Here is a 21,127-nt window from a genome sequence, read left to right on the forward strand (position 1 = left end):
ATCCCCGAAAGAGTGAAGCCTACACCTAGTCATATAGGACGTCTCTGCCAAGAACCCGGCGTCGTTGTTGAGATGCGCCGAGGCCCCGTCTTGCAAAAATACGGGTTGCACTGCCGTGCGCGGCCCGCTAAATCCCGCCCAGAACGACCCCTGACGCGGAGAGGTGCCGGAGCGGTCGAACGGGGCGGTCTCGAAAACCGTTGTGGGTGTGAGCCCACCCAGGGTTCGAATCCCTGTCTCTCCGCCATATCCCTCAGAATAGTCCGAACCCTTGGCGACCTGTGTGCCACGCGATCAGTAGCCGGGCGACCCAAAGCTCGGCACCGGGCCATTCACCGCCTGCAAACGCTCCAGATTTATGATCGTCGACAGCATGATGCGGTCCTGACTCCAGTCGCCGGGTTTCTGTATGGCGATCGCGGCGGTCAAGGTAATCGCGACAAAGGGTGCGGCCAGCACGGCGAACACCAACGTTGGATTACGTTCCGCCCTCCCCTCGATCACCCTGATCATCCGGCGTTTTAGAAGCGCCGCCGCGCGTCCGCCGAACAGCCCACCTTCGGTTCGTACCAAAGCCACGGCAGGCAGTTCCACAGCGATCAACCGGCGCGGACGCAGCCCGTCATGGCAGACACGCAGCAGACAGTCGCAATACTCAGCCACGCTGTAGCCCCGCCGCATCAGAATCTGGCGGTCACACGAGAGTTCGCGCAACTCCTCTACCTGCCGTTTCCAAAGATGGAAGGCCGGGTTCCAAAACAGGAACGGCTGGATGAGACCAAGGGCGATTTCCCATTCGACATCGCCCTGCCGCAAGTGCTGCAGCTCGTGCCCGAGCGCGATCTTCAGATCCGCCTCGCGGGCGAGCATGGCTGAGGGCAGGACCACGATCCGGGACCGGAACCCGCGAGTCGAGAAAGGCACGCTGACCGCGTCCGACAACCTGAGTTCCACCTGTCCGATCCGACGCCAGACATAACTCTCGGTGATGATGCGGCGGAGCCGGGCGAAAGACAGGACAAGGCGCGCCGCGAAGAGGGTGAAGCCAAGTGCGAGGAAGACGGCGACGCCCTGCCCGACCGGCCCGGCCATGACTTGCGCCAGGTCGCCCCGGAAGCCCAGAAGCCGTTCGAGGTCGGCCGGATTCATCTCAAACCGGCCCTGAAGGTATTGCGACAGAACGAAATCGGTCAGATTCACCGAGTTTTCAGGAGCGACATAACCCGCCTGCATCGCCATCGAGAATAGAGCGACGAAAAGCGGGCTGACGATGACGGCAAGAAAGATGGTCCTGAGCAGCCTCAGCCGCGCGGTGACCGCGTGACCAAGGCCGGCGATGTTGAGAATTCGGGCGAAGACCGCCCAGACGAGGCAGGTGAAAACCAGAAGTGCGTTGACCTCGATATAGGCGCCGAAAAGGGTGCTAGCGTTTGTCATCCCTGAGCCTCTTGTCAATCAGCGCCCGAATCTCGTCGAGCGCCTCTTCCGACAGGTCGTAATCGTCGACCAGCCGCGCAACGAGTGTCGCGGGCGCATTGTCGAAGAGTTTTTCGGAAAGGTTCTTCAGCGAACGCGACTGATAGGTGTCCTTGCTCAGCGTTGCTGTATAGAGAAAGGTCTTGCCCTGTTTCGTACTGCTGACGAAACCCTTTTGTTCAAGGATGCGCAGGATCGTTGCGGCCGAGGTATAGGCAAGCTTGCGCGCGGGCGCGAGTGCCTCTTGCACCTCCCGCACGGTCGCCTCGCCAAGGTCCCAGAGCCGGGACATGAATTCCAGCTCCACCTCGGTCAGGAATTTGGTTTTCTTGTCGCTCATTTTTTGGTCTTCCCGATCCAGCTCGATCCTCGGGACCTTTCTACTAAGCTTTCCACATTTCTCAAAACGGAATGCGTTTCAGACCTTCCAGAAGCAGAACACGCCCCAGCCGATGGAAATGGCCAGCGGCCACCAGAGTGGCATGCCGATCAGTCCAAGCCAGGCCATGAAGATGTAGGAAGTGCCGAGAAGCGTGATGAACAGCCGGTCGCCACGCGTCGTCGTCAGGCCCAGCACGCCCTGCCGTTCATCCCCGCCCGGGCGGCGGATTTCCAGCACTGTAAGAATGCCCATGGCGGTGAAGATGCCGATGAAGACCAGAAGCGTCGCCGGTGTCCAGGCCATCCAGAACGAGGGCCAGAGCGGTGCCGTCCAGGAAAATCCCTTGTCCTCGGTCTGGCCGAGATTACCCCACCCCGCCGTCTGGGCCGTGGCGGCCAGAGGCATCAAGGTCAGAAGGAATGTCAGGAGCCGCATCAAACCCTCCCCAGGGCAAAGCCCTTGGCGATGTAGTTGCGCACGAACCAGATGACGATGGCGCCGGGAATGATGGTGAGCGTTCCGGCGGCCGCCAGCAGTCCCAGTTCGTACCCCGCCGAAGACGCCGTGCGGGTCATCGTCGCGGCGATGGGCTTGGCGTAGACCGCCGTCAGGGTCTTCGCGAGCAGGAGTTCCACCCAAGAGAACATGAAGCAGAAGAAGGCCGCGACGCCGACACCGGCCTTGATCGTCGGCAGGAAGATCTGCGTGAAGAAACGCGGGAAAGAATAACCGTCGACGAAGGCGGTCTCGTCGAGTTCCTTCGGCACACCGCCCATGAAGCCTTCAAGGATCCAGACCGCGAGCGGGATGTTGAACAGGCAATGCGCCAGCGCCACCGCAATATGGGTATCGAATAGCTCCATCGCCGAATAAAGCTGGAAGAAGGGCAGCGCGAAGACCGCCGCCGGGGCCATGCGGTTTGTCAGGAGCCAGAAGAACAGCTGCTTGTCGCCGAGGAACCGGTAGCGTGAGAAGGCGTAAGCCGCGGGCAAGGCGACGGTGACGGAGATCACCGTGTTGATCGTCACGTAGATGATCGAGTTGATATAGCCCCAATACCACGTCGGATCGGTGAAGATTGTCCGGTAGCTCGCCAGCGTCCATTTCTGCGGGAAGAGCGAGAAGCCGCCGAGGATCTCTTGCGTGGTCTTGAAGCTCATCGCCACCAGCCAGTAGATCGGCAGCATCAGAAAGATGATGTAGAGGATCGGAATGATTGATCTTTTCTGCATGATGATCCCCTATTTCACATCGTGCCGCGTCATCAGCGTGTAGAAAAGCCACGAGACGAAGAGCGTGATGGCAAAGTAGATGAGCGACATCGCCGCCGCGGGCCCGAGGTCAAACTGCCCAAGCGCGATCTTGACGAGGTCGATGGAGAGAAGCGTGGTCGAATTGCCCGGACCCCCGCCTGTCAGCACGAAGGGCTCGGTATAGATGTTGAAGCTGTCCATGAAGCGCAGCAGGACCGCGATCGTCAGCACCTGCTTCATCTTTGGCAACTGGATGTAGCGGAAGACCGCCCAGTTCGACGCACCGTCGATCTTCGCCGCCTGATAATAGGCGTCGGGGATGGAGACGAGGCCGGCATAACAGAGAAGCACGACGAGCGAGGTCCAGTGCCAGACATCCATGGTGATGATCGTGACCCAGGCGGCAAGTGGGCTGCGGGTCATGTTGTAGTCGATCCCAAGGACGTGGTTCATGAAATAGCCCAGAAGGCCGATATCGGGCAGGGTGAAGATGTTCCACATCGCGCCCACGACGTTCCACGGGATCAGCATCGGCAGCGCCATGGTGACAAGGCAGACCGGCACCCAGAAGCCCTTGCGCGGCATGGAAAGCGCGATGATCACGCCCAAGGGCACCTCAATGATCAGGATGAGGAAAGTGAAGAGGAACTGGCGACCAAGGGCGGCGTGGAAGCGTTCTGAGCGCAGAATATCCTGAAACCAGCCGAGCCCGTGCCAGAAGAACTGGTTGTTGCCGAAGGTTTCCTGCACCGAATAGTTGACCACGGTCATCATCGGCACGAGCGCGTTGAAGGCGACGAGGATTAGAACGGGAAGGACGAAGAACCACGCCTTCTGATTGACCTTGCGCATCAGGCGGCCCTTTCCTGTTTGGTGGCGATCCAGCCATCGCGGTAAAGCCGTGTCTGGTCAGGACGGAAGGTCAGATGAACGCTCTCGCCCTGGCCCGGCGCCGCGCCTTCTACAATGGCGCTGACCTTCGTATCGCCTGCCACGGCCTCGACCACGGAATGGCGGCCAAGATCCATGACCTTACGCACCTTGGCCGCGATGCCACTTGGCCCCAGCGTCACATATTCCGGCCGGACGCCGATCTCATGGCGCCCCGCGCCGGGCGCCACCGCGCCTTCAAGCGCGATCTGCTGGCCCGCGAAGAAGGCCGCCCCATCGCGCAGTTCGGCAGGCAGGACGTTCATGCCTGGTGAGCCGATGAAATGGCCGACAAAGGTATGCGCGGGCCGCTCGAAAAGGTCGACGGGCGTGCCGATCTGCACCACCTCGCCCTCCTGCATCACCACGACCTGATCGGCGAAGGTCAGTGCCTCGGTCTGGTCATGGGTGACATAGATCATCGTCACCTTCACCTTCTGATGCAACTCTTTGAGTTTGGAACGTAATTTCCATTTCAGATGCGGGTCGATGACGGTCAGCGGCTCATCGAACATGATGACATTCACGTCGTCGCGGACAAGGCCGCGCCCCATGGAAATCTTCTGCTTGTTGTCGGGCGAAAGATGCGCGGCGCGGGTCCCTAGCATCTCGGTCACATCGAGCATTGCGGCGATCTCCTCGACGCGGGCCTTCACGCGGCCTTCGTCGACGCCACGGTTGCGCAGCGGAAAGGCGAGATTGTCGTAGACCGACATCGTGTCGTAGATCACCGGGAACTGGAACACCTGCGCAATATTGCGCTGGTCGGGCGGCAGGCCGGTCACATCCTTGCCATCGAACAGGATGCGCCCCTCGGACGGATGCAAAAGACCCGAGATGATGTTCAAAAGCGTGGACTTGCCGCAGCCCGAAGGCCCGAGCAGCGCATAGGCGCCGCCATCCTGCCAGTCGAGATCCAGCTCCTTCAGCGCGTAGTCCTGCGGCCCTTTCGGGTCGCTCATGTAGGAGTGGCGGAGCCGGTCGAGGGTAATCTTGGCCATGCGCGGGTCCTCAGGCGGCAAGCGCGCCATCGGGCGCGAAATAGAAGCAATGGGCGGGGTCCATGAAAAATTCATGATCTTCGCCGACACGGTAGGGATGGACGCCCGAGGCAAGCGAAACCCAGGTATCCTCCCCCATGCGGAAATGGGCGGTCGATTCCGACCCTGAAAGCTCGGTGATCTGGATGGTGCCCGTCATCGCCACATGCGCCTCGTGCAAGCGGATGGGGCTGACATAGTTCGGGCGGATCGCGACGGTATAGGCGCCGTCCTTCAGGCCCGCCGCGGCACCCGAGAGAGTCCAGCCGACACCGTGGCCCAGCTCCATCCGGTCACCTTTCTTGATGACCGGGGCAGAATTGATCGGCGGGTCGGAAAAGACCCGGGCCGAGGTCAGCGTATTGGGTTTGCGGTAGATCTCAGCCGTCGGCCCGAACTGGGTGACGTGACCGTCCTGCATCAGCGCGGTCCTGCCGCCCAGCATCAACGCCTCGGCCGGTTCCGATGTGGCATAGACGACGACCGCGCCGCGCCCTGCGAACAGCTCCGGCAACTGATCGCGCAATTCCTCCCGCAACTTGTAGTCAAGGTTGGCGAGCGGCTCATCAAGGAAGACGGCGGTCGACTCCTTGGCGATGGCGCGGGCCAAAGCGGTGCGTTGTTGCTGCCCGCCCGACAGTTCATGCGGGCGGCGGTTCAGCATGGGGCGCAGTTGCAGCACATCCGCCGCTGCCTCCACCCGCCCCTGAATCTCCGACTTGGCAATGCCTGCGACCCGCAAGGGGGAGGCAATATTGTCGAAGACCGTCATATGCGGATAGTTCACGAAGAATTGGTGGACGAGGCTGATATTACGCTTCTGGGGCGACATCCCCGTCACGTCCTGCCCGTCCATCAGGATCTGCCCCGACGCGGCCCGGTCGAGCCCGGCCATCAGCTTGATCAGCGAGGTTTTGCCCGATCCCGTCTCGCCCAGAAGGACGTTGAAACGTCCCGGCTCCAGCACGAGAGAGGTTTCCTTGATATGCGTCACCTGCCCCACGCGCTTGGTGATCGCCTTCAGTTCCAGCGCCATGTCCCCTCCCCGAGGTGTCGCTTGTTTTCATTGGTGGGAATGGCCGGGGCACCCTGGCCCCGGCCCGGTCCCGCCCGGTTAGACCGGACGGGATTGTATCAGGACCTCAGTTTTCAGCCCACTGCTGGATCAGCTCATCGTAGTTGATGGTCTCACCCTGCGGTTTCTCGTTGTCGAGCTTCGCATGCGGGCCGCCTTCCTTGCCGAGCCATTCCGAAGGATCGACCTCGGGGTTCAGACGCGGACCACAACCGCCGTAGACACCAGCCGCCTCGTCTGCCTGCTGCATGCGGGCCATGGTGATATCCATTTCCTCGGCCAGACGGTCCATCGCTTCCTGCGGCGTGAAGGCGCCGGAGTTCACATCACCGATCTGCTGCCACCAGATCTGGGCCAGCTTCGGATAGTCGGGCACGTTGATGCCCGTGGGCGACCACCGCACACGGTCGGGCGAGCGGTAGAACTCCACCAGACCACCAAGTTTCGGCGCGCGTTCGGTGAAGCTTTCATGACGGACAGTAGAGTCGCGGATGAAGGTGAGACCGACATGCGACTTCTTCACGTCGACCGTCTTCGACACGACGAACTGGGCATAAAGCCAGGCCGCCTGCGCCCGGTCTTCCGGGGTCGACTTGAGGAACGTCCACGAGCCCACGTCCTGATAGCCGACCTTCTGGCCTTCTTTCCAGTACGGCCCATGCGGGCTGGGTGCCATGCGCCAGAGCGGCATACCCTCGTCATCGACGGTATTGTTGCCTTCCGACTTCGGCTTCACCATGTCGGCGGTGAAGGCGGTGTACCAGAAGATCTGCTGGGCCACGTTGCCTTGCGAAAGCGCAGGCAGCGACTGATAGAAGTCATAGGACGCAGCCCCCGGAGGTGCGTATTTCCGCAGCCACTCATCCCATTTGGCGATGGCATAGACCGCTGCCGGACCGTTCGCCTCACCGCCGCGCGACACGCTCGCACCGGCCGGGTTGCACGATCCCGCTTCCATACGGATGCCCCATTCGTCGATCGGTACGCCGTTCGGCTCACCGGGCGATCCCGCGCCCGCCATCGACAGCCAGGCATCGGTCATGCGCCAGCCAAGATCCGGCGCACGCTTGCCGTAATCCATGTGGCCGTAGATCGCGGTTCCGTCGATTTCCTTCACGTCATTGGTGAAGAACTCGGCGATATCCTCATAGGCCGACCAGTTGACCGGCACGCCGAGGTCATAGCCATACTTGGCCTTGAACGCCTCTTGCAGATCGGCGCGGTCGAACCAGTCCTTGCGGAACCAATAGAGGTTCGCGAACTGCTGGTCGGGAAGCTGGTAAAGCTTGCCATCGGGGCCTGTGGTGAACTGGGTGCCCATGAAGTCATCCAGATCGAGACCCGGATTGGTCGTCGCAGCCCAAGACCCGGCCATCTGATCGGTCAGGTTATAGGCCAGTTGCAGACGAGCATGGGTGCCGATGAGGTCCGAGTCATTGACATAGCCGTCATAGAGATTGCGCTGCGTCTGCATCTGCGTCTGCACCGCCTGCACCACTTCGCCCTCGCCGAGGATCTGGTGATTGACCGTGATCCCGGTGATTTCCTCGAAGGCCTTGGTCAGAACTTCCGATTCATAGGAATGGGTCGGAATGCCTTCCGACAGTACATTGATTTCCATCCCCGCATAGGGTTCGGCAGCCTTGATGAACCATTCCATTTCGGCCATCTGCTCTTCTTTCGAAAGCGCAGAGGGCTGGAATTCGCTGTCGATCCACTTCTGTGCGGCCGCGGCATCGGCAAATGCCTGCCCGGCCCCCGCAATGACCGCAGATACGGCCACCGCGGAGAGAAGATACTTCCGCATCCTGTCTCCTCCCTGAGATTTGTTGGGCCAGCGGAAACTGGCCGATAGATATTCAGGCGAGATGTTAGCGTTTGTCAAACTAAAACTTTAGTAGAAATTAATTCAAATATAAATGCTTGTATTTGCTCGATTTATTATCAAACTTGACATGCCGCCCCTCAGATGAACGGACAGACGCGAAACCCTTTTTGGGCAGCGGTCCGCCCGGAAAAAGGGCCTGAATGGAGCAGCCAGCCACATTTGCCTGCAGTAAACAAACATATCGCTTTCGCCCCAAACACGCCCCGTTTCTGGCTCAGAATGGTCATGGCGGCATGTCCCAATGTCTGCAGGGGAAATTCACTTGCAGGGGCTGCCCATGACCCACTCCGAGAACAACCACAAGCGCCGGGCTTCCGCGTTTCTGACGGGAACAGCATCCCGTATCGGTAGAATGATGATGGTCGCGGCACTTGCCGGGCTGGTACCGGTCACCTCGGATGCCACACAGCCGCGCCCGATGAATCACATGGTCGCACGCAAGGCGATTGCAGCACCGTCCGGTGCCAAGGCGCTTTGTACACAGTACAGCTGGGCCTGCGCGCGCAACGGTGGCACCCAACTGGCGGATCGCGCCGTGATGAAGATTGCGCACAAAGTGAACCTGAGCGTCAACAAGAAGGTCCGCCCGATTTCCGATCGTGCGCAATACGGTGTTGACGAACGCTGGGACCTGCCGACGCGGCGCGGCGGCGATTGCGAGGATTTTGCGCTCCTGAAGAAGAAGCAACTCGTCGAGGCCGGTCTGCGTCCCGAAACACTGCTGATCGCGACTGTGCTCGACCGCAATCGCGGCGCCCATGCGGTGCTGGTCCTCAGGACATCGGCCGGGGATTACGTTCTCGACAATCTTGGAAACCGGATCAAACCCTGGCGCGACACTGGCTACAGCTTCATCCGGATGCAGGATCCGAACCGACCGGATCGCTGGGTCGCAGTTCTGGCGGGTGGTGTGTTTAACGCCTGAAGTTCCGATCAGCAGCGACAAAGAACGCAAAACCCGCATGCCGAAACATGCGGGTTATTCCTTTTTAACAAGTCGCTATGACATCGCAGTCAGGTCAAGCGCCTAAACATCCGGACCGTACGGCCTTGCATTAAGGTCAGCGAATGCGTCGGCCATGACCATTGCCGGAATTGCCCTCGCCACTGTTTTCCGAATTCTCAGCGTTGTTGTTGTCTCCAGAATTGCCGGGGGCATCCTGATCGCCATTCCCGTGGCCATTGTTGTCGTGACCTTCGCCACCGCCGGAGCCTTCGCCACCACCGGAGCCTTCGCCACCGCCGGAGCCTTCGCCACCGCCGGAGCCTTCGCCACCACCGGAACCTTCGCCACCGCCGGAGCCTTCACCACCACCGGAACCTTCGCCACCACCGGAGCCTTCGCCACCGCCGGAACCTTCGCCACCACCGGAGCCTTCACCGCCGCCGGAGCCTTCACCGCCGCCGGAGCCTTCACCGCCGCCGGAGCCTTCACCGCCGCCGGAGCCTTCGCCACCGCCGGGACCTTCGCCACCGGAGCCTTCGCCACCGCCGGAACCTTCGCCACCGCCAGAGCCTTCGCCTCCACCGCCGCCAGTGCCACCGCCGCCGCCAGTACCACCACCGCCGCCAGTGCCTCCACCGCCGCCAGTGCCGCCGCCGCCGCCAGTGCCTCCACCGCCGCCAGTACCACCACCGCCGCCAGTGCCTCCACCGCCGCCAGTACCACCACCGCCGCCAGTGCCGCCGCCGCCGCCAGTGCCTCCACCGCCGCCAGTGCCGCCGCCGCCGCCAGTACCACCACCGCCGCCAGTGCCTCCACCGCCGCCAGTACCACCGCCGCCGCCAGTACCACCGCCGCCGCCAGTACCACCGCCGCCGCCAGTGCCTCCACCGCCGCCAGTGCCTCCACCGCCGCCAGTACCACCGCCGCCGCCAGTGCCTCCACCGCCGCCAGTACCACCGCCGCCGCCAGTGCCGCCGCCAGTGCCGCCGCCGCCGCCGGTACCACCACCGCCGCCAGTGCCTCCACCGCCGCCAGTACCACCGCCGCCAGTACCACCGCCGCCGCCAGTGCCTCCACCGCCGCCAGTGCCTCCACCGCCGCCAGTGCCTCCACCGCCGCCAGTACCACCACCGCCGCCAGTGCCGCCGCCTACATCGTCACCGCTCAGGCCTGGAATCGTGGCCGTTGCCGCGTCTGCGAGGAGCGCCGCGATTTCGGGACAATTCTCCAGTGCATATTCGAGAATTTCGGCATAGTTCGCGCTGTCGCGAATGCGTTTCGCCTCCTCGGGCGACAGGGTCGCCTGGGCGCAGAGATCGGCCAGATAATCATTCATGGACACCTGAACGACCGGCGCGGCCATGCCGCCGCCAAAGGCCATTCCGGATGCTGAAATCACAACAAGGGCTGCAGAACCCGCAGCCAGAACCAACGACCGGCGAACGCCGTCGAACTCAAACATAGCCCACTCCATTTGCTGCTCACCACCGCGGCAGGAGTTTCCCTGCCATTATTTTGCCACGACTCCACCACATTCGTGCCAAAAGTCAAGAAAGTCCGGGTTGGATCGCCCATTGTTCCCGCATGGCTGATAATCCCGCAACTGTGTCGCGGTTTGTGGTGAAAAAACGGTAAACAGTTAAGATATTGCGAGGCCGCAATAAAACGCTCCCGACACAGGAAACGTGCAGGAAATCAGATATTGGACGACATACTCGCGAGGATCAGGCGCGGCGCGTGATATAGCCCCAGACCTCGCCCGCCACCCAGAATGTGCTGAGGATCATCACGAAGGGAAGCGCCCTCAGATACCTCATTCCGCGACCCTTCTTGCGCTGCAACAGCCCGTGCCGCAGCCACAAGAGCGGGGCAATCGCGGGACTCGCCAGAATGTATTTCAAGCGTTGACCCGGCGTGAACTGCATTGCGCGAATCTTGCCGAAGAGACGCCCCCAGTGGAACCTCTCGATCAGAAGCGAGCCAAGCCGCGCGGGAGCCCGTCCGTGAAACACGACGAGATCCGACGACAGGTAAAGCACCTCACCACGATCCAAGAAATAGGAATGGACGAGCGGTTCATGGAACCGCTTACTCCAGATCGGGCGGGTATCCTCCACCGCCTTGCGCGAATAACTGACATTGACGTCTGACACCCAACCAACCGGCCCGCTGTCAAACGGCCGTCCGTAGCGGCCGAAATCGGTGACATAGAAGGCCCAGTTCAGAAGACCGGCCGGTTCGCGGCATTCGATGGCGCCGCCGATGACGTTGTGACCCAGTTCCGCATGAAGCCGCATCAACTGGCGCGCCCAGTCCCTCTGCGGCCAGCCGCGATCCTCCAGCATGCCGATGACGTCGCCCGTGGCCGCCGCCAGGCCCGCAGCACGGCGGCGGTCATAGAGTTCATGCTGTCCCGCCTCGGTCGTAATCGGGCGCTCGGGTTCGATGGCGCCGATATCGAGGAACTGAACGCTTGGAAACTCAGCCGCCATCGAAGCGGTTTCGGCGATGCTCTGGTCGTAAGGCACAATCACCTCGATCGGCCCGTCATAGTCAAACTGCATCACCTCGCCCAGAAACCCGCGCAACTGTTCGCCGGCATCGACGATGGTGACGATGAGGGAGAGTTTTCTTGCGTCGGACACGGGCGCTTCCTTTCAAATCACTCGATCAATCCCGGCCCGCCAGCGACGGCAGACTGACCGGCACCCCGGTCCGGGAGCTTTCCGGCACAGCGACTGCGATTTCCACCGCACGAAGCGCGGCATCGGCATCGGCGATACGCAGCCCCGTCCGCCCCTCGGTCAGGCCGATGAAATCCGCAAGTTCCTCCTGGAAGGACTGCACAGCCGTCGTCTTCCAGGATTTCAACTTTTCCCGGATCTTGATGTCGAAATAGCGCTTTCGGATGGTCCTAGCCGGACCTCCGGTCTTGTCCATGGTGATCAAAAGGTTCTCCATCGGCGCGTAGGCCCCGCGCACCATGCCCTTCGTGCCATAGACCTCGACCGCGCTCTGATAGCCTTTCCAGTCGTTCCAAGTCGCCTGATAGATCGCGGCGAGACCCGAGGACGACTTGAAGATCGCCATCGCATTGTCCTCCGACCCCGGCACATGCCAGACCTTTTCACCGGCCACGCCGTAGACCTCGGTAATATCACCCATCAGGTAATGGGCGATGTCAGTCATATGGATGCCGACATCCCAAAGCGCGCCACCGCCGGATATCGGCGCCTTGTATTCCCACTCATTGGCGAAGTTGGCGAGGCCACCGTGACCACCATAAATCCGGATATGGTCGACCTCGCCGATCAGCCCCTGATCCAGTACGTCCTTCACATAGGCAAAGGCCGGGTAGTAGCGCATGTTGAATCCGGCGCCGAGCGCGCGGCCTGCTTTCCCAGCCGCCGCATGGATGCGCCGCGCGCCCTCGACCGTGTTCGAGAGCGGCTTTTCGGTCAGGACATGCAGCCCGGCCTTGAAGGCCGCAAGGCAGAGCGGTTCGCGCACATGGGCGGGGGTGGAGATCACCACCGCATCCATCGGCACCGCAAGGAAGGTGTCGAGATCGGTAAAAACCTGCGCGCCATGGGCATGGGCACGGGCCTTTTCCTCGGTGACATCCATCACCGCGACCAGTTCGGTACGCTTCTCGGCCAGGATCGTCGCAACCCGCATCTGGCCGATCTTGCCGGCCGCCCCGATCACCCCAATCCGCATGTCCGATCCTTCCCGCGCCGCCCGCGGCGCCGAATGTATTCCGTAGTTCAATGCGTTGCGGCTAGCATAGCGTCCGGATTCGGACCAGCCCGCGCGGGTTCGGCCGGTTCCAATGGGGCCGGGCTGTGGCTATTCTGCGCCCCAGGGGCCAAAGGGGTGACGGGATGGAAACAGACTTGAGGCGAAGCAGGGTCTTCGTGACCGGAGCCTCGGGCTTCATCGGGCGGCGATTGGTGTCTGCCCTCGTTGCCGCGGGGGCCGAGGTTTCCGTCCTGAGCCGGTCCCGCGCCTCGCTGCGTGGACTGCCGCAAGGGGTCAGGGTGCGGATCGGGTCGATGTCGGACCGGGCGCTGGTGGAAACCGCCTTGCACGGGCAGGATGTGCTCTTCAACCTTGCCTACGACGTCCGCGCCCCGGCGGGAGAAAATCTCGCCGCCTTCGACCGGCTGATGGCGGCGGCTCAGGCCGCCGGAGTCGGGCGGATCGTCCATACGTCTTCCATCGTCGTCTATGATGCCTGGCCCACTCGGGATTGCACCGAGGACGGAGAGATGGATCGACCCGGTGGCGGTCCGTACCGCCAGGCGAAGATCGAGATGGAACGGCGGCTCATGATCGGGCCCCTGCCCGTCGCGATCCTGCAACCGACCATCGTCTGGGGGCCGGGATCATCGCTTTGGACCGACGGGTTCGCCCGCGCGCTTGTGGCGGGCGGCGTCGTCATCCCGGAGCCGGAAGGTCTCTGTAACGGGGTCTTCGTGGATGACGTTGTGCAGGCCTGCATCAAGGCGGCGGCTCTGCCGGATCTCGGTCACGAACGCTTTGTCATTTCCGGGCCGGAGCCCTTCCCGTGGTCGGCGCTCATCGACGGCTATGCCGGAATTCTCGGCACAACGGGCGCGACCCGCGTTCCGGTTGAAGAGATCGCCCGCAATCTCGGACCACGACCGAGTGAAGATACCGGCAACGGGACTTCGCTTGCCGCGCGGATCAGCTCTGCCGGACGGCGCGCACTTGGGCATCGCCGGTTCGAGGCGCTGGTGGCTTTCGTCAGGGCGAGGCTGAAGAAGGACGGCGTGCTCTATCCCGACCACCATCTTCTGGAGGAATATACCGGAAAAGGTATCTGCCCCATCGACCACGCACGGAACCGGCTGGGCTATGCACCGGACTACGATCTCGAACGCGGGTTGAAGGCGACCGAAGACTATCTGCGGTCGTTCAAAGCCTAGCTTCGCCCGGCGAGCGTGAAATAGGTCTCCTCGAACTGATGGTGCACCCAGTCGGGATCGAACCGGTCGAGCCGGGATTTCGTCAGCGCCGCCTGACCCATGGAATTCAGAAGTTCGCCATCTGTCACGATGCGTTTTACCGCCTCGGCTGTGGCATCCACATCGCCAATGGGCACAACCGCACCCACCTGATCGTCGATCAGTTCCACCACGCCCGAACAGGCGGCTGCGACAGCGGGAACACCGGCCTGAAAGGCCTCGACAATGGTGAAGGGCAAAGCCTCCCACCGCGAGGTCAGAAGGAAGAGGTCAGAGGCGCGCAGGTAAAGATGCGGCCGGTTCACCCGACCAAGAAAGCGCAGGTGCCCGTTAACGCCACGCGTCCGCGCTAAGTCCTTAAGCCGACCCTCGTCCGGCCCGTCTCCTGCTACGACAAAGCGAAGACCCGGGTGATCCCTGATCAGTCGCGCCACCACGTCGATCAGGATATCCACGCCCTTTTGGTGCACGAGTCGTGCCACGGTGATGACCAGCACCTCGCCATCTCCGAGCAATTCCTTCCTTAGCGCCGCGATCTCGTCCGCGCTGTCATCCGGCGCAGGCGATACGCCAAGGCCGATCACCTTCAGCTTGTCCTCCGGTACACCACCGATCCGCGCGAGGTCTGACGCCGAGGCATGGGACGGTGTGATCACCAGATCGGCCTTTGACGCGATCCCGCCAAAGGCGGCGATCCGCTCTGGCTCCGACCCATGATAGGTCACGGCAAGCGGGATGCCCGTGCCCATCCGCGCGAGATTGGCGACAAGGGCGGGGGCCGATTCATGGGCGTGGATCAGATCGACCCGGTTGGCCTTCAGCCAGCGGCGTAGCACCCAAGCCCCGCGTGCAACCTGAAAAAGCCGCATCGGCAGGCTGCCGCCGCCGTCGGCCGAGACGAATTTGGTTGGCAGATCAAGGAAATCATGCTCGGTTTCCGGCCCTGCCCATGCGGCAGGTGTACCGCCGAGCGTCACCGTATGGCCGCGCCCCCGCATCCAGTCGCGCAGCGACAGAACGTGACGCGTAATGCCGCCGACACCGAACTGGGTCTGAAGTTCCAGAATGTGAAGCCTGCCACCGGCCGGTGCGTCCTGCGTCATGTTCCCGAATGCAACTTGCGACTATTGACCACGTCCATAGCGCAAGTGCTTCCGCACCGCATCCCCAAGATGTGTCCAACCCCTGACCCCGGCCCTTTCGGTGCCAGACAGGAAACGAAGTGACCGATTTGCCATCTTTGCCGTCCGCTATGCGGTGCGTCCGACAGAAGACCGGGAAGCGGTTGGGCAAAGAGGCGATTTCGCTTATGGAAGGGGCCAGAGGGCACGGAGGATCGGGCATGCATGTCGGCATCGACGCCACATCATGGGACAATGAACGCGGGTTCGGCCGCTTCACCCGCAGCCTTGTTTCTGCCCTTGCCGCCCGCGATACCGGGTTCCGGTACACCCTCTTGTTCGACCGCGCGCCGGAACGCCCAGTTCCCGATAGCGTCGAAATCAACATCGCTGGGGCACGGCAATCCATGTCCGAGGCGTCTTCGGGTGCAAAGGCCCGGGGCGGCGCGGACATGCTTACCCTGTCACGCGCGGCGAAGGGGCTGGGCGCCGACCTTTTCTTCTTCCCGGCGCATTATTCGTTCTATCCGATCTTCAGCCGTGTGCCGAAACTCGTCTGCATCCACGATACGATTCCGGAACGCTTCCCCGACCTGATCTTTCCGACAAAGCGCAATTTCCTGTTGTGGCAGGCAAAAACCCGGCTCGCGCTCTTTCAGGCGCGGCGGGTTTTGACCGTGTCAGACGCCTCGGCGAAGGATATCTCCGAAATCCTAGGTGTGCGTCGCGATCGCATTGATGTCACGACCGAGGGTCCGTTCGAGGCGTTCCGCCCGATTGATGATCAGGCCCGGCTCGCCGCCGTGCGCGCGCGGCATGACATCGCAGATGGCGACAGGCTGCTGGTCTATGTCGGCGGCTTCAACCGCCACAAGAATGTTCTGCGCCTGATCGAGGCAATGCCAGAGATTCTCGACGCCTGCCCTGACGCCCGGCTTGCCATCGTCGGGCGCATCACAGGCGACCGGTTCTGGGACAATGTCGAGGAACTGACGGCAGGCGCCGCGCGCGACGCGCGCGCCTCGGGACGGATCAGCTTCACCGGTGAAATCGACGACGCCGAGTTGGCGGAGCTTCTGGCGGGTGCAGAGGCGCTGGTGCTGCCGTCGCTTTGGGAAGGGTTCGGCCTGCCGGCGGTCGAGGCGATGGCCTGCGGGACACCGGTTCTGGCGTCCGACCGGGGCAGCCTGCCCGAGGTCGTGGGAGATGCCGGTCTCTTGTTCGACCCGGAACGAACCGAAGACATCGCGAAAGCCGCGACTCGGCTTCTTTCCGAGGCGCCTTTCAGGGTAGATCTGCGCCGCAATGCTCTTGCGCGTGCGAAGACCTTCACATGGAACCGTTCCGCCGAATTGGTTGAAGGCGCATTTCGTCGCACGGCCGCGACCAGCTGACCATTCGGGGAGGCAATAACCCGCTCGGTTCTTTGGCAATAAACTAGATTTCCCAGCCCCGCGATCAGGCGGCCGCCTCGGTCGCCAGCTTGCGAATGCGGCCGATCATTGCTTTCAGCCCGTTCGACCGCTGCGACGACAGATGGTCATCAAGTCCGAGCCGCCCGAGTTCGGCCCCGGCATCGACGTTCAGAACTTCCGCCACGGTCAATCCGGAATAAAGCGCATGGAGTATGGCGATAAGGCCGCGAACGATCATCGCATCGCTGTCGCCCTGAAAGTCGAACCGCGCCCCGGCGCCTGTGCCGTCAATCCGGGGCAAAAACCAGACCTGGCTGGCGCAGCCTTCCACTTTCGTTGCGGGCACCTGAAAGGCCGGATCGAGCGGAGCCATGGCTTTCCCCATCTCGATCACGTGACGATAGCGTTCCTCCCAGTCGTCGAGGAACTCAAAGGTCTCGGCAATATCCTCGAAGGCTTCGGTCGCCATGATGCTCTCCGTTGCGGTACCCATTGACCTAGTTGCAAAGCCCTGCGGCGTCCAGTCATCGGGGACCCTTTTCACAACCGTCCGAATGGGCTAGGCAGAACGCGGAGCTGGAAGGGAGCCGCCACGCATGAGATTGCCTGTCACCGGTCTGCTGGTCCTTGCGATGACGCTCGGCGCCTGCGGCAAGGTCCGCGAAAGCCGCCTTAACCCATTCAACTGGTTCGGCCGGTCCGAGACTGTCGTGGTCGCGACCGAGGGCGTTGTGCCCGGCCGTCCCGACGACCCGCGCGTGCTTGTGGCTGACGTGACGGATATGGAGGTTGCGCGCCAACCCGGCGGGGCGATCATCCGCGCCTCCGGCCTGCCGCCGACTCAAGGCTGGTGGGATACCGCACTCGTTGCCGAGAATGACGGTGTGCCGGTTGATGGCGTCCTGACCTACCGCTTTGTTCTCGCCGAGCCTCTGGGCACCAAACCCGTCTCAACCCGGCAATCTCGGGAACTGACCGCCGCGACCTATATCTCGGATATCAAGCTCGCCGGGGTCACCCAGATCGTGGTGGTCGGCGCACAGAACAGCCGCGCAAGCCGACGCTGAGGCGTCACCCGCGGGTTACGCCTTAGACCGGAACCACCCGTACCGCGCCACCCTTGGCCGACAGCGCAATTTCGCCCTTGCAGAGCCGTATCGCGTCGTTGCCAAAGACCTCGCCGCGCCAGCCCTTGAGGGCTGCAACCGAATTCTCCCCCGCCGCCAATGCGTCCAGATCGCCTGACGATGCTATCAGCTTCGGTGCGACCCCGGCAGATTCGGATTTGGCCTTCAGAAGCACGCGCAGCAGGTCGGCAAGCGCCGTGTTGACCTGCAACTGATCGCGGCTGGTATCGGGCTTGGGATAATTCTCGGGCTTGACCGCGAGACCCGCTTTCACGGCCGCAATGATCCCCTCGGCGATATCGGGCCGCCGACCCTCGCGCAACAGCAGCCGTGACCGGCCGAGCTCTTCGACCGTGGTGGGTTTGGTCGAGGCAAGTTCCAGAAGCGCATCATCCTTGAAAACCCGGCTGCGCGGCACGTTCCGCGTCTGCGCATAGCTTTCGCGGAACTGCGCGAGTTCGCGGACGATGGCGAGGAACTTGCCCGAATTGGTCCGCGTCTTGACCCGCATCCAGGCCTCTTCTGGCCGGTTTGTATAGGTTTCGGGATCGAGAAGCACGGCTTCTTCCTCTTCAACCCAGAGCTGGCGACCAGTGCGCTTAAGCTCTTTGTCGAGGAACTCATAGATCACCCTGAGATGGGTGACATCGGCGATTGCATAGGTCTTCTGCGCCTCGGACAAAGGACGGCGCGACCAATCGGTAAAACGCGAGGTCTTGTCGAGCGATTGTTTGGCGATCTTTCGGACCAGCGTCTCGTAACCCACCTGATCGCCAAAACCGCAGACCATGGCGGCAATCTGGGTGTCAAAAAGCGGTTCGGGAAAGACATTTCCCTCGACGAAGAAGATTTCCAGATCCTGCCGGGCGGCGTGAAAGACCTTAACCGTGCCCTTGTGACGGAAGAGGTCATAGAGCGGCTCCAGCGACAGCCCGTTCGCCAGCGGATCGACAAGTACCGCCTCGCCGTTCTCGCCGGGAAGCGCAAGCTGCACGAGGCACAGCTTTGAGTAGTATGTCCGTTCGCGGAGGAACTCGGTATCGACGGTGACATATGCCTCCGCCTTGGCTTTTTCACAGAACCGGGCGAGGTCTTCCGTCGTTGTTATCGTATACATCAACTGTCCGTTCAGGCGCGGGGTCATCCCGCAGGTTCAGCCGTCTTATGTCAAGCGGACGCGATTGGAAAGCCCGGGGAAATTTCGTGCCGGAGTGGTGCATTTCGGCCATGAACAGGGCCTTAAGATTCCGCCTCCAATGCTACACAACTTCTGGTAGATCGAATCCGGAAATCCGGTCTATCCCGGTGGCACCACAACAAAGGAGGTCACCTGTGGAACAATCGAAAATCCTGTCCGCCAATTCGACCATCGCCGCCTATGGCTTCGCTTCGACGGCCTTTGCGAATGCCTATATCCGCATGGATGGGCAGGGTGTGACCAAGAACACGTCGCCCGGAGGCGGTGTCGTCAATGCCCAGATCGGCATGGGCCCGTGGGAGCAGTATTCGCTGGTGCCGCAGGCGAACGGCACATTCGGTCTCGTCTCGCGCCAATGGACAAATGTGGCGGTGCGGATGGGCGACGAGATGATCGCCCAAGGCCAGCGTCAGGTGAACTGCCAGTTCGGCGTCGGGCCCTATGAGACCTACAGGCTGCTGGTGACAGGACCGAACCTTTTCACCTTCGAATCGACTGCCCATGCAGGCTGGTACCTTGCACTGGATACTCTCGGGCAGACCAAGCCGAACGGCGCGGGGGTCGGCAAGGTCTTTGGCACGCAGACGCTCGACGCCAAGGCGCAGTTCCAGTTCACTCCGGGAACCTAATCGAGGCGGATCGGCGTCCGGTCTCCGGCCGCAAAACGACGCAGGACTGCCGGGTAAAGCCGATGCTCTTGCTTCAAGACCCGGGCAGCCAGCGTTTCGACCGTGTCGTCCGGCATGACCGGCACCCGGGCCTGCCCGAGGATGGGCCCGTCATCCAGAACCGGCGTCACCTCATGCACGGTGCAACCCGCCTCGGCATCGCCCGTATCGAGCGCGCGCTGATGGGTATGAAGGCCGGGATATTTCGGCAAGAGAGAGGGGTGGATGTTCAGCATCCGCCCCTCGAATTTCTGGACGAAAGCCGGCGTCAGAACCCGCATGAATCCGGCAAGGCAGAGGATGTCGGGTTTGGCGGCAAGGATCGGTTTCAGAAGTTCCGCCTCGAAAGCCGCCCGGTCCGATCCGAAAGGCCGGTGATCGACTGCGGCGGTCGGGATGCCCATCGCAGCGGCCTTCTGCAGACCACCCGCATCGGGGTCATTCGAAGCAACCAGCACCGGCCGCGCCGGATGATCACCCACCATGCTTTCGACCAGCGCCACCATGTTGGAGCCGCCGCCCGAAATCAGGATCCCGACACGTTTCAAAGCAGGCGGCCCTTATAGGCGACCCCCTGCCCCTTCGTCACATGGCCAAGCAGATGCACCGTCTCGCCCTCTGCCTCCAACAGCAGCCGGAGGTCATCCGCACGGTCAGCGGCGACGACAACAATCATGCCAATGCCGGAATTGAAGGTCTTCAAAAGCTCCGCCTCGGCCATACCAGCGGTTTCGGCCAGCCAGCGGAAGACCGGCGGCAGATCCCAGGACCCAAGGTCGATCTCGGCACCCAGCCCCTCGGGCAGGACACGCGGCAGGTTTTCGGTCAGACCGCCACCGGTGATATGGGCGAGCGCGTGGACGCCCCCTGCCCTGACCGCCGCCAGCGCCTGTTTCACATAAAGCCGGGTGGGGGCCAGCAGCTCCTCGCCCAGAGTGGCGGACCCGAAGGGCGCTTTCGCATCCCAGCCGAGGCCCGACATCTCGACCACCTTACGGACAAAGGAATATCCGTTGGAATGCACCCCATTCGATGCGAGGCCAAGCAGGACGTCGCCCTCTTCGACACCGGTCGGCAGGTCCTGCCCGCGCTCCATCGCACCGACGGCAAAGCCTGCAAGGTCGAAATCACCGGAATGGTACATGCCGGGCATCTCGGCCGTCTCGCCACCGATGAGCGCGCAGCCGGACTGGGCGCAGCCTTCGGCGATGCCTTCGATGATCCGTGCCGCCTGATCGACGTCGAGTTTGCCGGTCGCGAAATAGTCGAGGAAGAAGAGCGGTTCCGCCCCCTGGCAGACCAGATCGTTGACGCACATGGCCACAAGGTCGATTCCGATCGTATCGACATTGCCGGTGTCGATGGCGATACGCAGCTTTGTGCCCACCCCGTCGGTCGCGGCCACCAGAACCGGATCGCTGTACCCTGCCCCCTTCAGATCAAAGAGGGCACCAAACCCGCCAAGACCAGACATCGTGCCGGGGCGCTGGGTGCGTTTCGCCGCAGGTTTGATCCGCTCGACCAGCGCGTTTCCGGCGTCAATATCGACGCCTGCATCGGCATAGGTGAGCCCGTTCTTGATGGTCATGGCGATCCCCCGGAATCCGTCGCCGCCGC

21 protein-coding genes and 1 tRNA gene are annotated in these 21,127 nt (G+C 62.3%); 6 read left to right on the forward strand and 16 right to left on the reverse strand.

The annotated features are described in order from the left end of the window. The first annotated feature begins 157 nt into the window (after window positions 1-157). Window positions 158-247 (forward strand) — tRNA-Ser (locus tag QKW60_RS01795). A gap of 47 nt (window positions 248-294) precedes the next feature. Here the strand turns inward: QKW60_RS01795 and QKW60_RS01800 are convergent. The 8 genes from QKW60_RS01800 to QKW60_RS01835 all read right to left on the reverse strand — a co-directional run bounded on the left by QKW60_RS01800 (window position 295) and on the right by QKW60_RS01835 (window position 7,963). Then, the gene (locus QKW60_RS01800) at window positions 295-1,437 is read right to left on the reverse strand and encodes a M56 family metallopeptidase (protein ID WP_282365978.1); all 1,143 of its coding nucleotides are present in this window, start codon (window positions 1,435-1,437) and stop codon (window positions 295-297) included. Further along, a complete protein-coding gene (locus tag QKW60_RS01805; protein ID WP_282365979.1) occupies window positions 1,424-1,816 on the reverse strand; it encodes a BlaI/MecI/CopY family transcriptional regulator in 393 nt (130 codons plus the stop codon). Before QKW60_RS01805 ends, QKW60_RS01800 begins: the two co-directional genes overlap by 14 nt. 78 nt (window positions 1,817-1,894) lie before the next feature. Then, window positions 1,895-2,161: a DUF2160 domain-containing protein gene (locus QKW60_RS01810; RefSeq protein ID WP_318527851.1), complete on the reverse strand. Its 267-nt coding sequence runs from the start codon at window positions 2,159-2,161 to the stop codon at window positions 1,895-1,897. A 131-nt stretch (window positions 2,162-2,292) separates the two neighbouring features. Continuing rightward, window positions 2,293-3,090 carry a carbohydrate ABC transporter permease gene (locus tag QKW60_RS01815; protein WP_263740484.1) on the reverse strand — a complete coding sequence of 266 codons (798 nt, stop codon included), beginning with the start codon at window positions 3,088-3,090 and terminating at the stop codon, window positions 2,293-2,295. Window positions 3,091-3,099: 9 nt separating this feature from the next. Next, window positions 3,100-3,963 (reverse strand): carbohydrate ABC transporter permease, encoded by an 864-nt coding sequence (locus tag QKW60_RS01820; protein WP_282365981.1) that lies wholly within the window; start codon window positions 3,961-3,963, stop codon window positions 3,100-3,102. After that, the gene (locus tag QKW60_RS01825) at window positions 3,963-5,042 is read right to left on the reverse strand and encodes an ABC transporter ATP-binding protein (protein WP_282365982.1); all 1,080 of its coding nucleotides are present in this window, start codon (window positions 5,040-5,042) and stop codon (window positions 3,963-3,965) included. Before QKW60_RS01825 ends, QKW60_RS01820 begins: the two co-directional genes overlap by 1 nt. A 10-nt stretch (window positions 5,043-5,052) precedes the next feature. Next, window positions 5,053-6,117: an ABC transporter ATP-binding protein gene (locus tag QKW60_RS01830; RefSeq protein WP_282365983.1), complete on the reverse strand. Its 1,065-nt coding sequence runs from the start codon at window positions 6,115-6,117 to the stop codon at window positions 5,053-5,055. A gap of 106 nt (window positions 6,118-6,223) precedes the next feature. Beyond that, window positions 6,224-7,963 carry an ABC transporter substrate-binding protein gene (locus tag QKW60_RS01835; RefSeq protein WP_282365984.1) on the reverse strand — a complete coding sequence of 580 codons (1,740 nt, stop codon included), beginning with the start codon at window positions 7,961-7,963 and terminating at the stop codon, window positions 6,224-6,226. A 358-nt stretch (window positions 7,964-8,321) separates the two neighbouring features. On the opposite strand from QKW60_RS01835, the gene QKW60_RS01840 reads away from it, so the two are divergent. After that, complete coding sequence (locus tag QKW60_RS01840) at window positions 8,322-8,969, forward strand: transglutaminase-like cysteine peptidase (RefSeq protein WP_282365985.1); 648 nt, start codon at window positions 8,322-8,324, stop codon at window positions 8,967-8,969. A 102-nt stretch (window positions 8,970-9,071) separates the two neighbouring features. Here QKW60_RS01840 and QKW60_RS01845 read toward each other — a convergent pair whose 3' ends face one another. The 3 genes from QKW60_RS01845 to QKW60_RS01855 form a co-directional block, all read right to left on the reverse strand. Further along, a complete protein-coding gene (locus QKW60_RS01845; RefSeq protein WP_282365986.1) occupies window positions 9,072-10,118 on the reverse strand; it encodes a hypothetical protein in 1,047 nt (348 codons plus the stop codon). 596 nt (window positions 10,119-10,714) lie between these two features. Continuing rightward, on the reverse strand, window positions 10,715-11,635 hold the full coding sequence (locus QKW60_RS01850; protein ID WP_282365987.1) for a glycosyltransferase: 921 nt from the start codon (window positions 11,633-11,635) through the stop codon (window positions 10,715-10,717). A 25-nt stretch (window positions 11,636-11,660) separates the two neighbouring features. Beyond that, the gene (locus QKW60_RS01855) at window positions 11,661-12,710 is read right to left on the reverse strand and encodes a Gfo/Idh/MocA family protein (protein ID WP_282365989.1); all 1,050 of its coding nucleotides are present in this window, start codon (window positions 12,708-12,710) and stop codon (window positions 11,661-11,663) included. Window positions 12,711-12,874: 164 nt separating this feature from the next. Here QKW60_RS01855 and QKW60_RS01860 point away from each other — a divergent pair, with 164 nt between their 5' ends. Continuing rightward, the gene (locus QKW60_RS01860) at window positions 12,875-13,942 is read left to right on the forward strand and encodes an NAD-dependent epimerase/dehydratase family protein (protein WP_282365991.1); all 1,068 of its coding nucleotides are present in this window, start codon (window positions 12,875-12,877) and stop codon (window positions 13,940-13,942) included. Here QKW60_RS01860 and QKW60_RS01865 read toward each other — a convergent pair. After that, complete coding sequence (locus QKW60_RS01865) at window positions 13,939-15,084, reverse strand: glycosyltransferase family 4 protein (protein WP_282365992.1); 1,146 nt, start codon at window positions 15,082-15,084, stop codon at window positions 13,939-13,941. The genes QKW60_RS01860 and QKW60_RS01865 overlap by 4 nt on opposite strands. Before the next feature lie 239 nt (window positions 15,085-15,323). Between QKW60_RS01865 and QKW60_RS01870 the strand changes: the two genes are divergently transcribed. Next, window positions 15,324-16,496 carry a glycosyltransferase family 4 protein gene (locus tag QKW60_RS01870; protein WP_282365993.1) on the forward strand — a complete coding sequence of 391 codons (1,173 nt, stop codon included), beginning with the start codon at window positions 15,324-15,326 and terminating at the stop codon, window positions 16,494-16,496. Window positions 16,497-16,560: 64 nt separating this feature from the next. Here the strand turns inward: QKW60_RS01870 and QKW60_RS01875 are convergent, their stop codons facing one another. Beyond that, window positions 16,561-16,986, reverse strand: coding sequence for a SufE family protein (locus tag QKW60_RS01875; RefSeq protein WP_282365994.1), 426 nt, complete (start codon window positions 16,984-16,986; stop codon window positions 16,561-16,563). Between the two features lie 127 nt (window positions 16,987-17,113). Here QKW60_RS01875 and QKW60_RS01880 point away from each other — a divergent pair, with 127 nt between their 5' ends. Next, window positions 17,114-17,584: a hypothetical protein gene (locus QKW60_RS01880; protein WP_282365995.1), complete on the forward strand. Its 471-nt coding sequence runs from the start codon at window positions 17,114-17,116 to the stop codon at window positions 17,582-17,584. A gap of 22 nt (window positions 17,585-17,606) precedes the next feature. Here QKW60_RS01880 and rnd read toward each other — a convergent pair whose 3' ends face one another. Further along, complete coding sequence (gene rnd / locus QKW60_RS01885) at window positions 17,607-18,761, reverse strand: ribonuclease D (protein ID WP_282365996.1); 1,155 nt, start codon at window positions 18,759-18,761, stop codon at window positions 17,607-17,609. Window positions 18,762-18,976: 215 nt separating this feature from the next. On the opposite strand from rnd, the gene QKW60_RS01890 reads away from it, so the two are divergent. Further along, window positions 18,977-19,471 carry a hypothetical protein gene (locus QKW60_RS01890; RefSeq protein ID WP_282365997.1) on the forward strand — a complete coding sequence of 165 codons (495 nt, stop codon included), beginning with the start codon at window positions 18,977-18,979 and terminating at the stop codon, window positions 19,469-19,471. Here the strand turns inward: QKW60_RS01890 and purN are convergent. Then, the gene (gene purN, locus QKW60_RS01895; protein ID WP_282365998.1) at window positions 19,468-20,058 is read right to left on the reverse strand and encodes a phosphoribosylglycinamide formyltransferase; all 591 of its coding nucleotides are present in this window, start codon (window positions 20,056-20,058) and stop codon (window positions 19,468-19,470) included. The two genes, QKW60_RS01890 and purN, sit on opposite strands and share 4 nt — an antisense overlap. Further along, a complete protein-coding gene (purM, locus tag QKW60_RS01900; protein WP_282365999.1) occupies window positions 20,055-21,098 on the reverse strand; it encodes a phosphoribosylformylglycinamidine cyclo-ligase in 1,044 nt (347 codons plus the stop codon). The genes purN and purM overlap by 4 nt, the downstream gene beginning before the upstream one ends. Window positions 21,099-21,127 lie beyond the last annotated feature (29 nt).

It is taken from the genome of Albidovulum aestuarii, from assembly GCF_029961185.1.
GTDB classification, from domain to species: Bacteria; Pseudomonadota; Alphaproteobacteria; order Rhodobacterales; family Rhodobacteraceae; genus Albidovulum; species Albidovulum aestuarii.

Coding starts and splice junctions, on each gene's coding strand:
- QKW60_RS01800 (WP_282365978.1), bottom strand. CDS start 1,437: ATGACAAACGCTAGCACCCTTTTCGGCGCCTATATCGAGGTCAACGCA.
- QKW60_RS01805 (WP_282365979.1), bottom strand. CDS start 1,816: ATGAGCGACAAGAAAACCAAATTCCTGACCGAGGTGGAGCTGGAATTC.
- QKW60_RS01810 (WP_318527851.1), bottom strand. CDS start 2,161: ATGGCCTGGACACCGGCGACGCTTCTGGTCTTCATCGGCATCTTCACC.
- QKW60_RS01815 (WP_263740484.1), bottom strand. CDS start 3,090: ATGCAGAAAAGATCAATCATTCCGATCCTCTACATCATCTTTCTGATG.
- QKW60_RS01820 (WP_282365981.1), bottom strand. CDS start 3,963: ATGCGCAAGGTCAATCAGAAGGCGTGGTTCTTCGTCCTTCCCGTTCTA.
- QKW60_RS01825 (WP_282365982.1), bottom strand. CDS start 5,042: ATGGCCAAGATTACCCTCGACCGGCTCCGCCACTCCTACATGAGCGAC.
- QKW60_RS01830 (WP_282365983.1), bottom strand. CDS start 6,117: ATGGCGCTGGAACTGAAGGCGATCACCAAGCGCGTGGGGCAGGTGACG.
- QKW60_RS01835 (WP_282365984.1), bottom strand. CDS start 7,963: ATGCGGAAGTATCTTCTCTCCGCGGTGGCCGTATCTGCGGTCATTGCG.
- QKW60_RS01840 (WP_282365985.1), top strand. CDS start 8,322: ATGACCCACTCCGAGAACAACCACAAGCGCCGGGCTTCCGCGTTTCTG.
- QKW60_RS01855 (WP_282365989.1), bottom strand. CDS start 12,710: ATGCGGATTGGGGTGATCGGGGCGGCCGGCAAGATCGGCCAGATGCGG.
- QKW60_RS01860 (WP_282365991.1), top strand. CDS start 12,875: ATGGAAACAGACTTGAGGCGAAGCAGGGTCTTCGTGACCGGAGCCTCG.
- QKW60_RS01865 (WP_282365992.1), bottom strand. CDS start 15,084: ATGACGCAGGACGCACCGGCCGGTGGCAGGCTTCACATTCTGGAACTT.
- QKW60_RS01870 (WP_282365993.1), top strand. CDS start 15,324: ATGCATGTCGGCATCGACGCCACATCATGGGACAATGAACGCGGGTTC.
- QKW60_RS01875 (WP_282365994.1), bottom strand. CDS start 16,986: ATGGCGACCGAAGCCTTCGAGGATATTGCCGAGACCTTTGAGTTCCTC.
- QKW60_RS01880 (WP_282365995.1), top strand. CDS start 17,114: ATGAGATTGCCTGTCACCGGTCTGCTGGTCCTTGCGATGACGCTCGGC.
- rnd (WP_282365996.1), bottom strand. CDS start 18,761: ATGTATACGATAACAACGACGGAAGACCTCGCCCGGTTCTGTGAAAAA.
- purM (WP_282365999.1), bottom strand. CDS start 21,098: ATGACCATCAAGAACGGGCTCACCTATGCCGATGCAGGCGTCGATATT.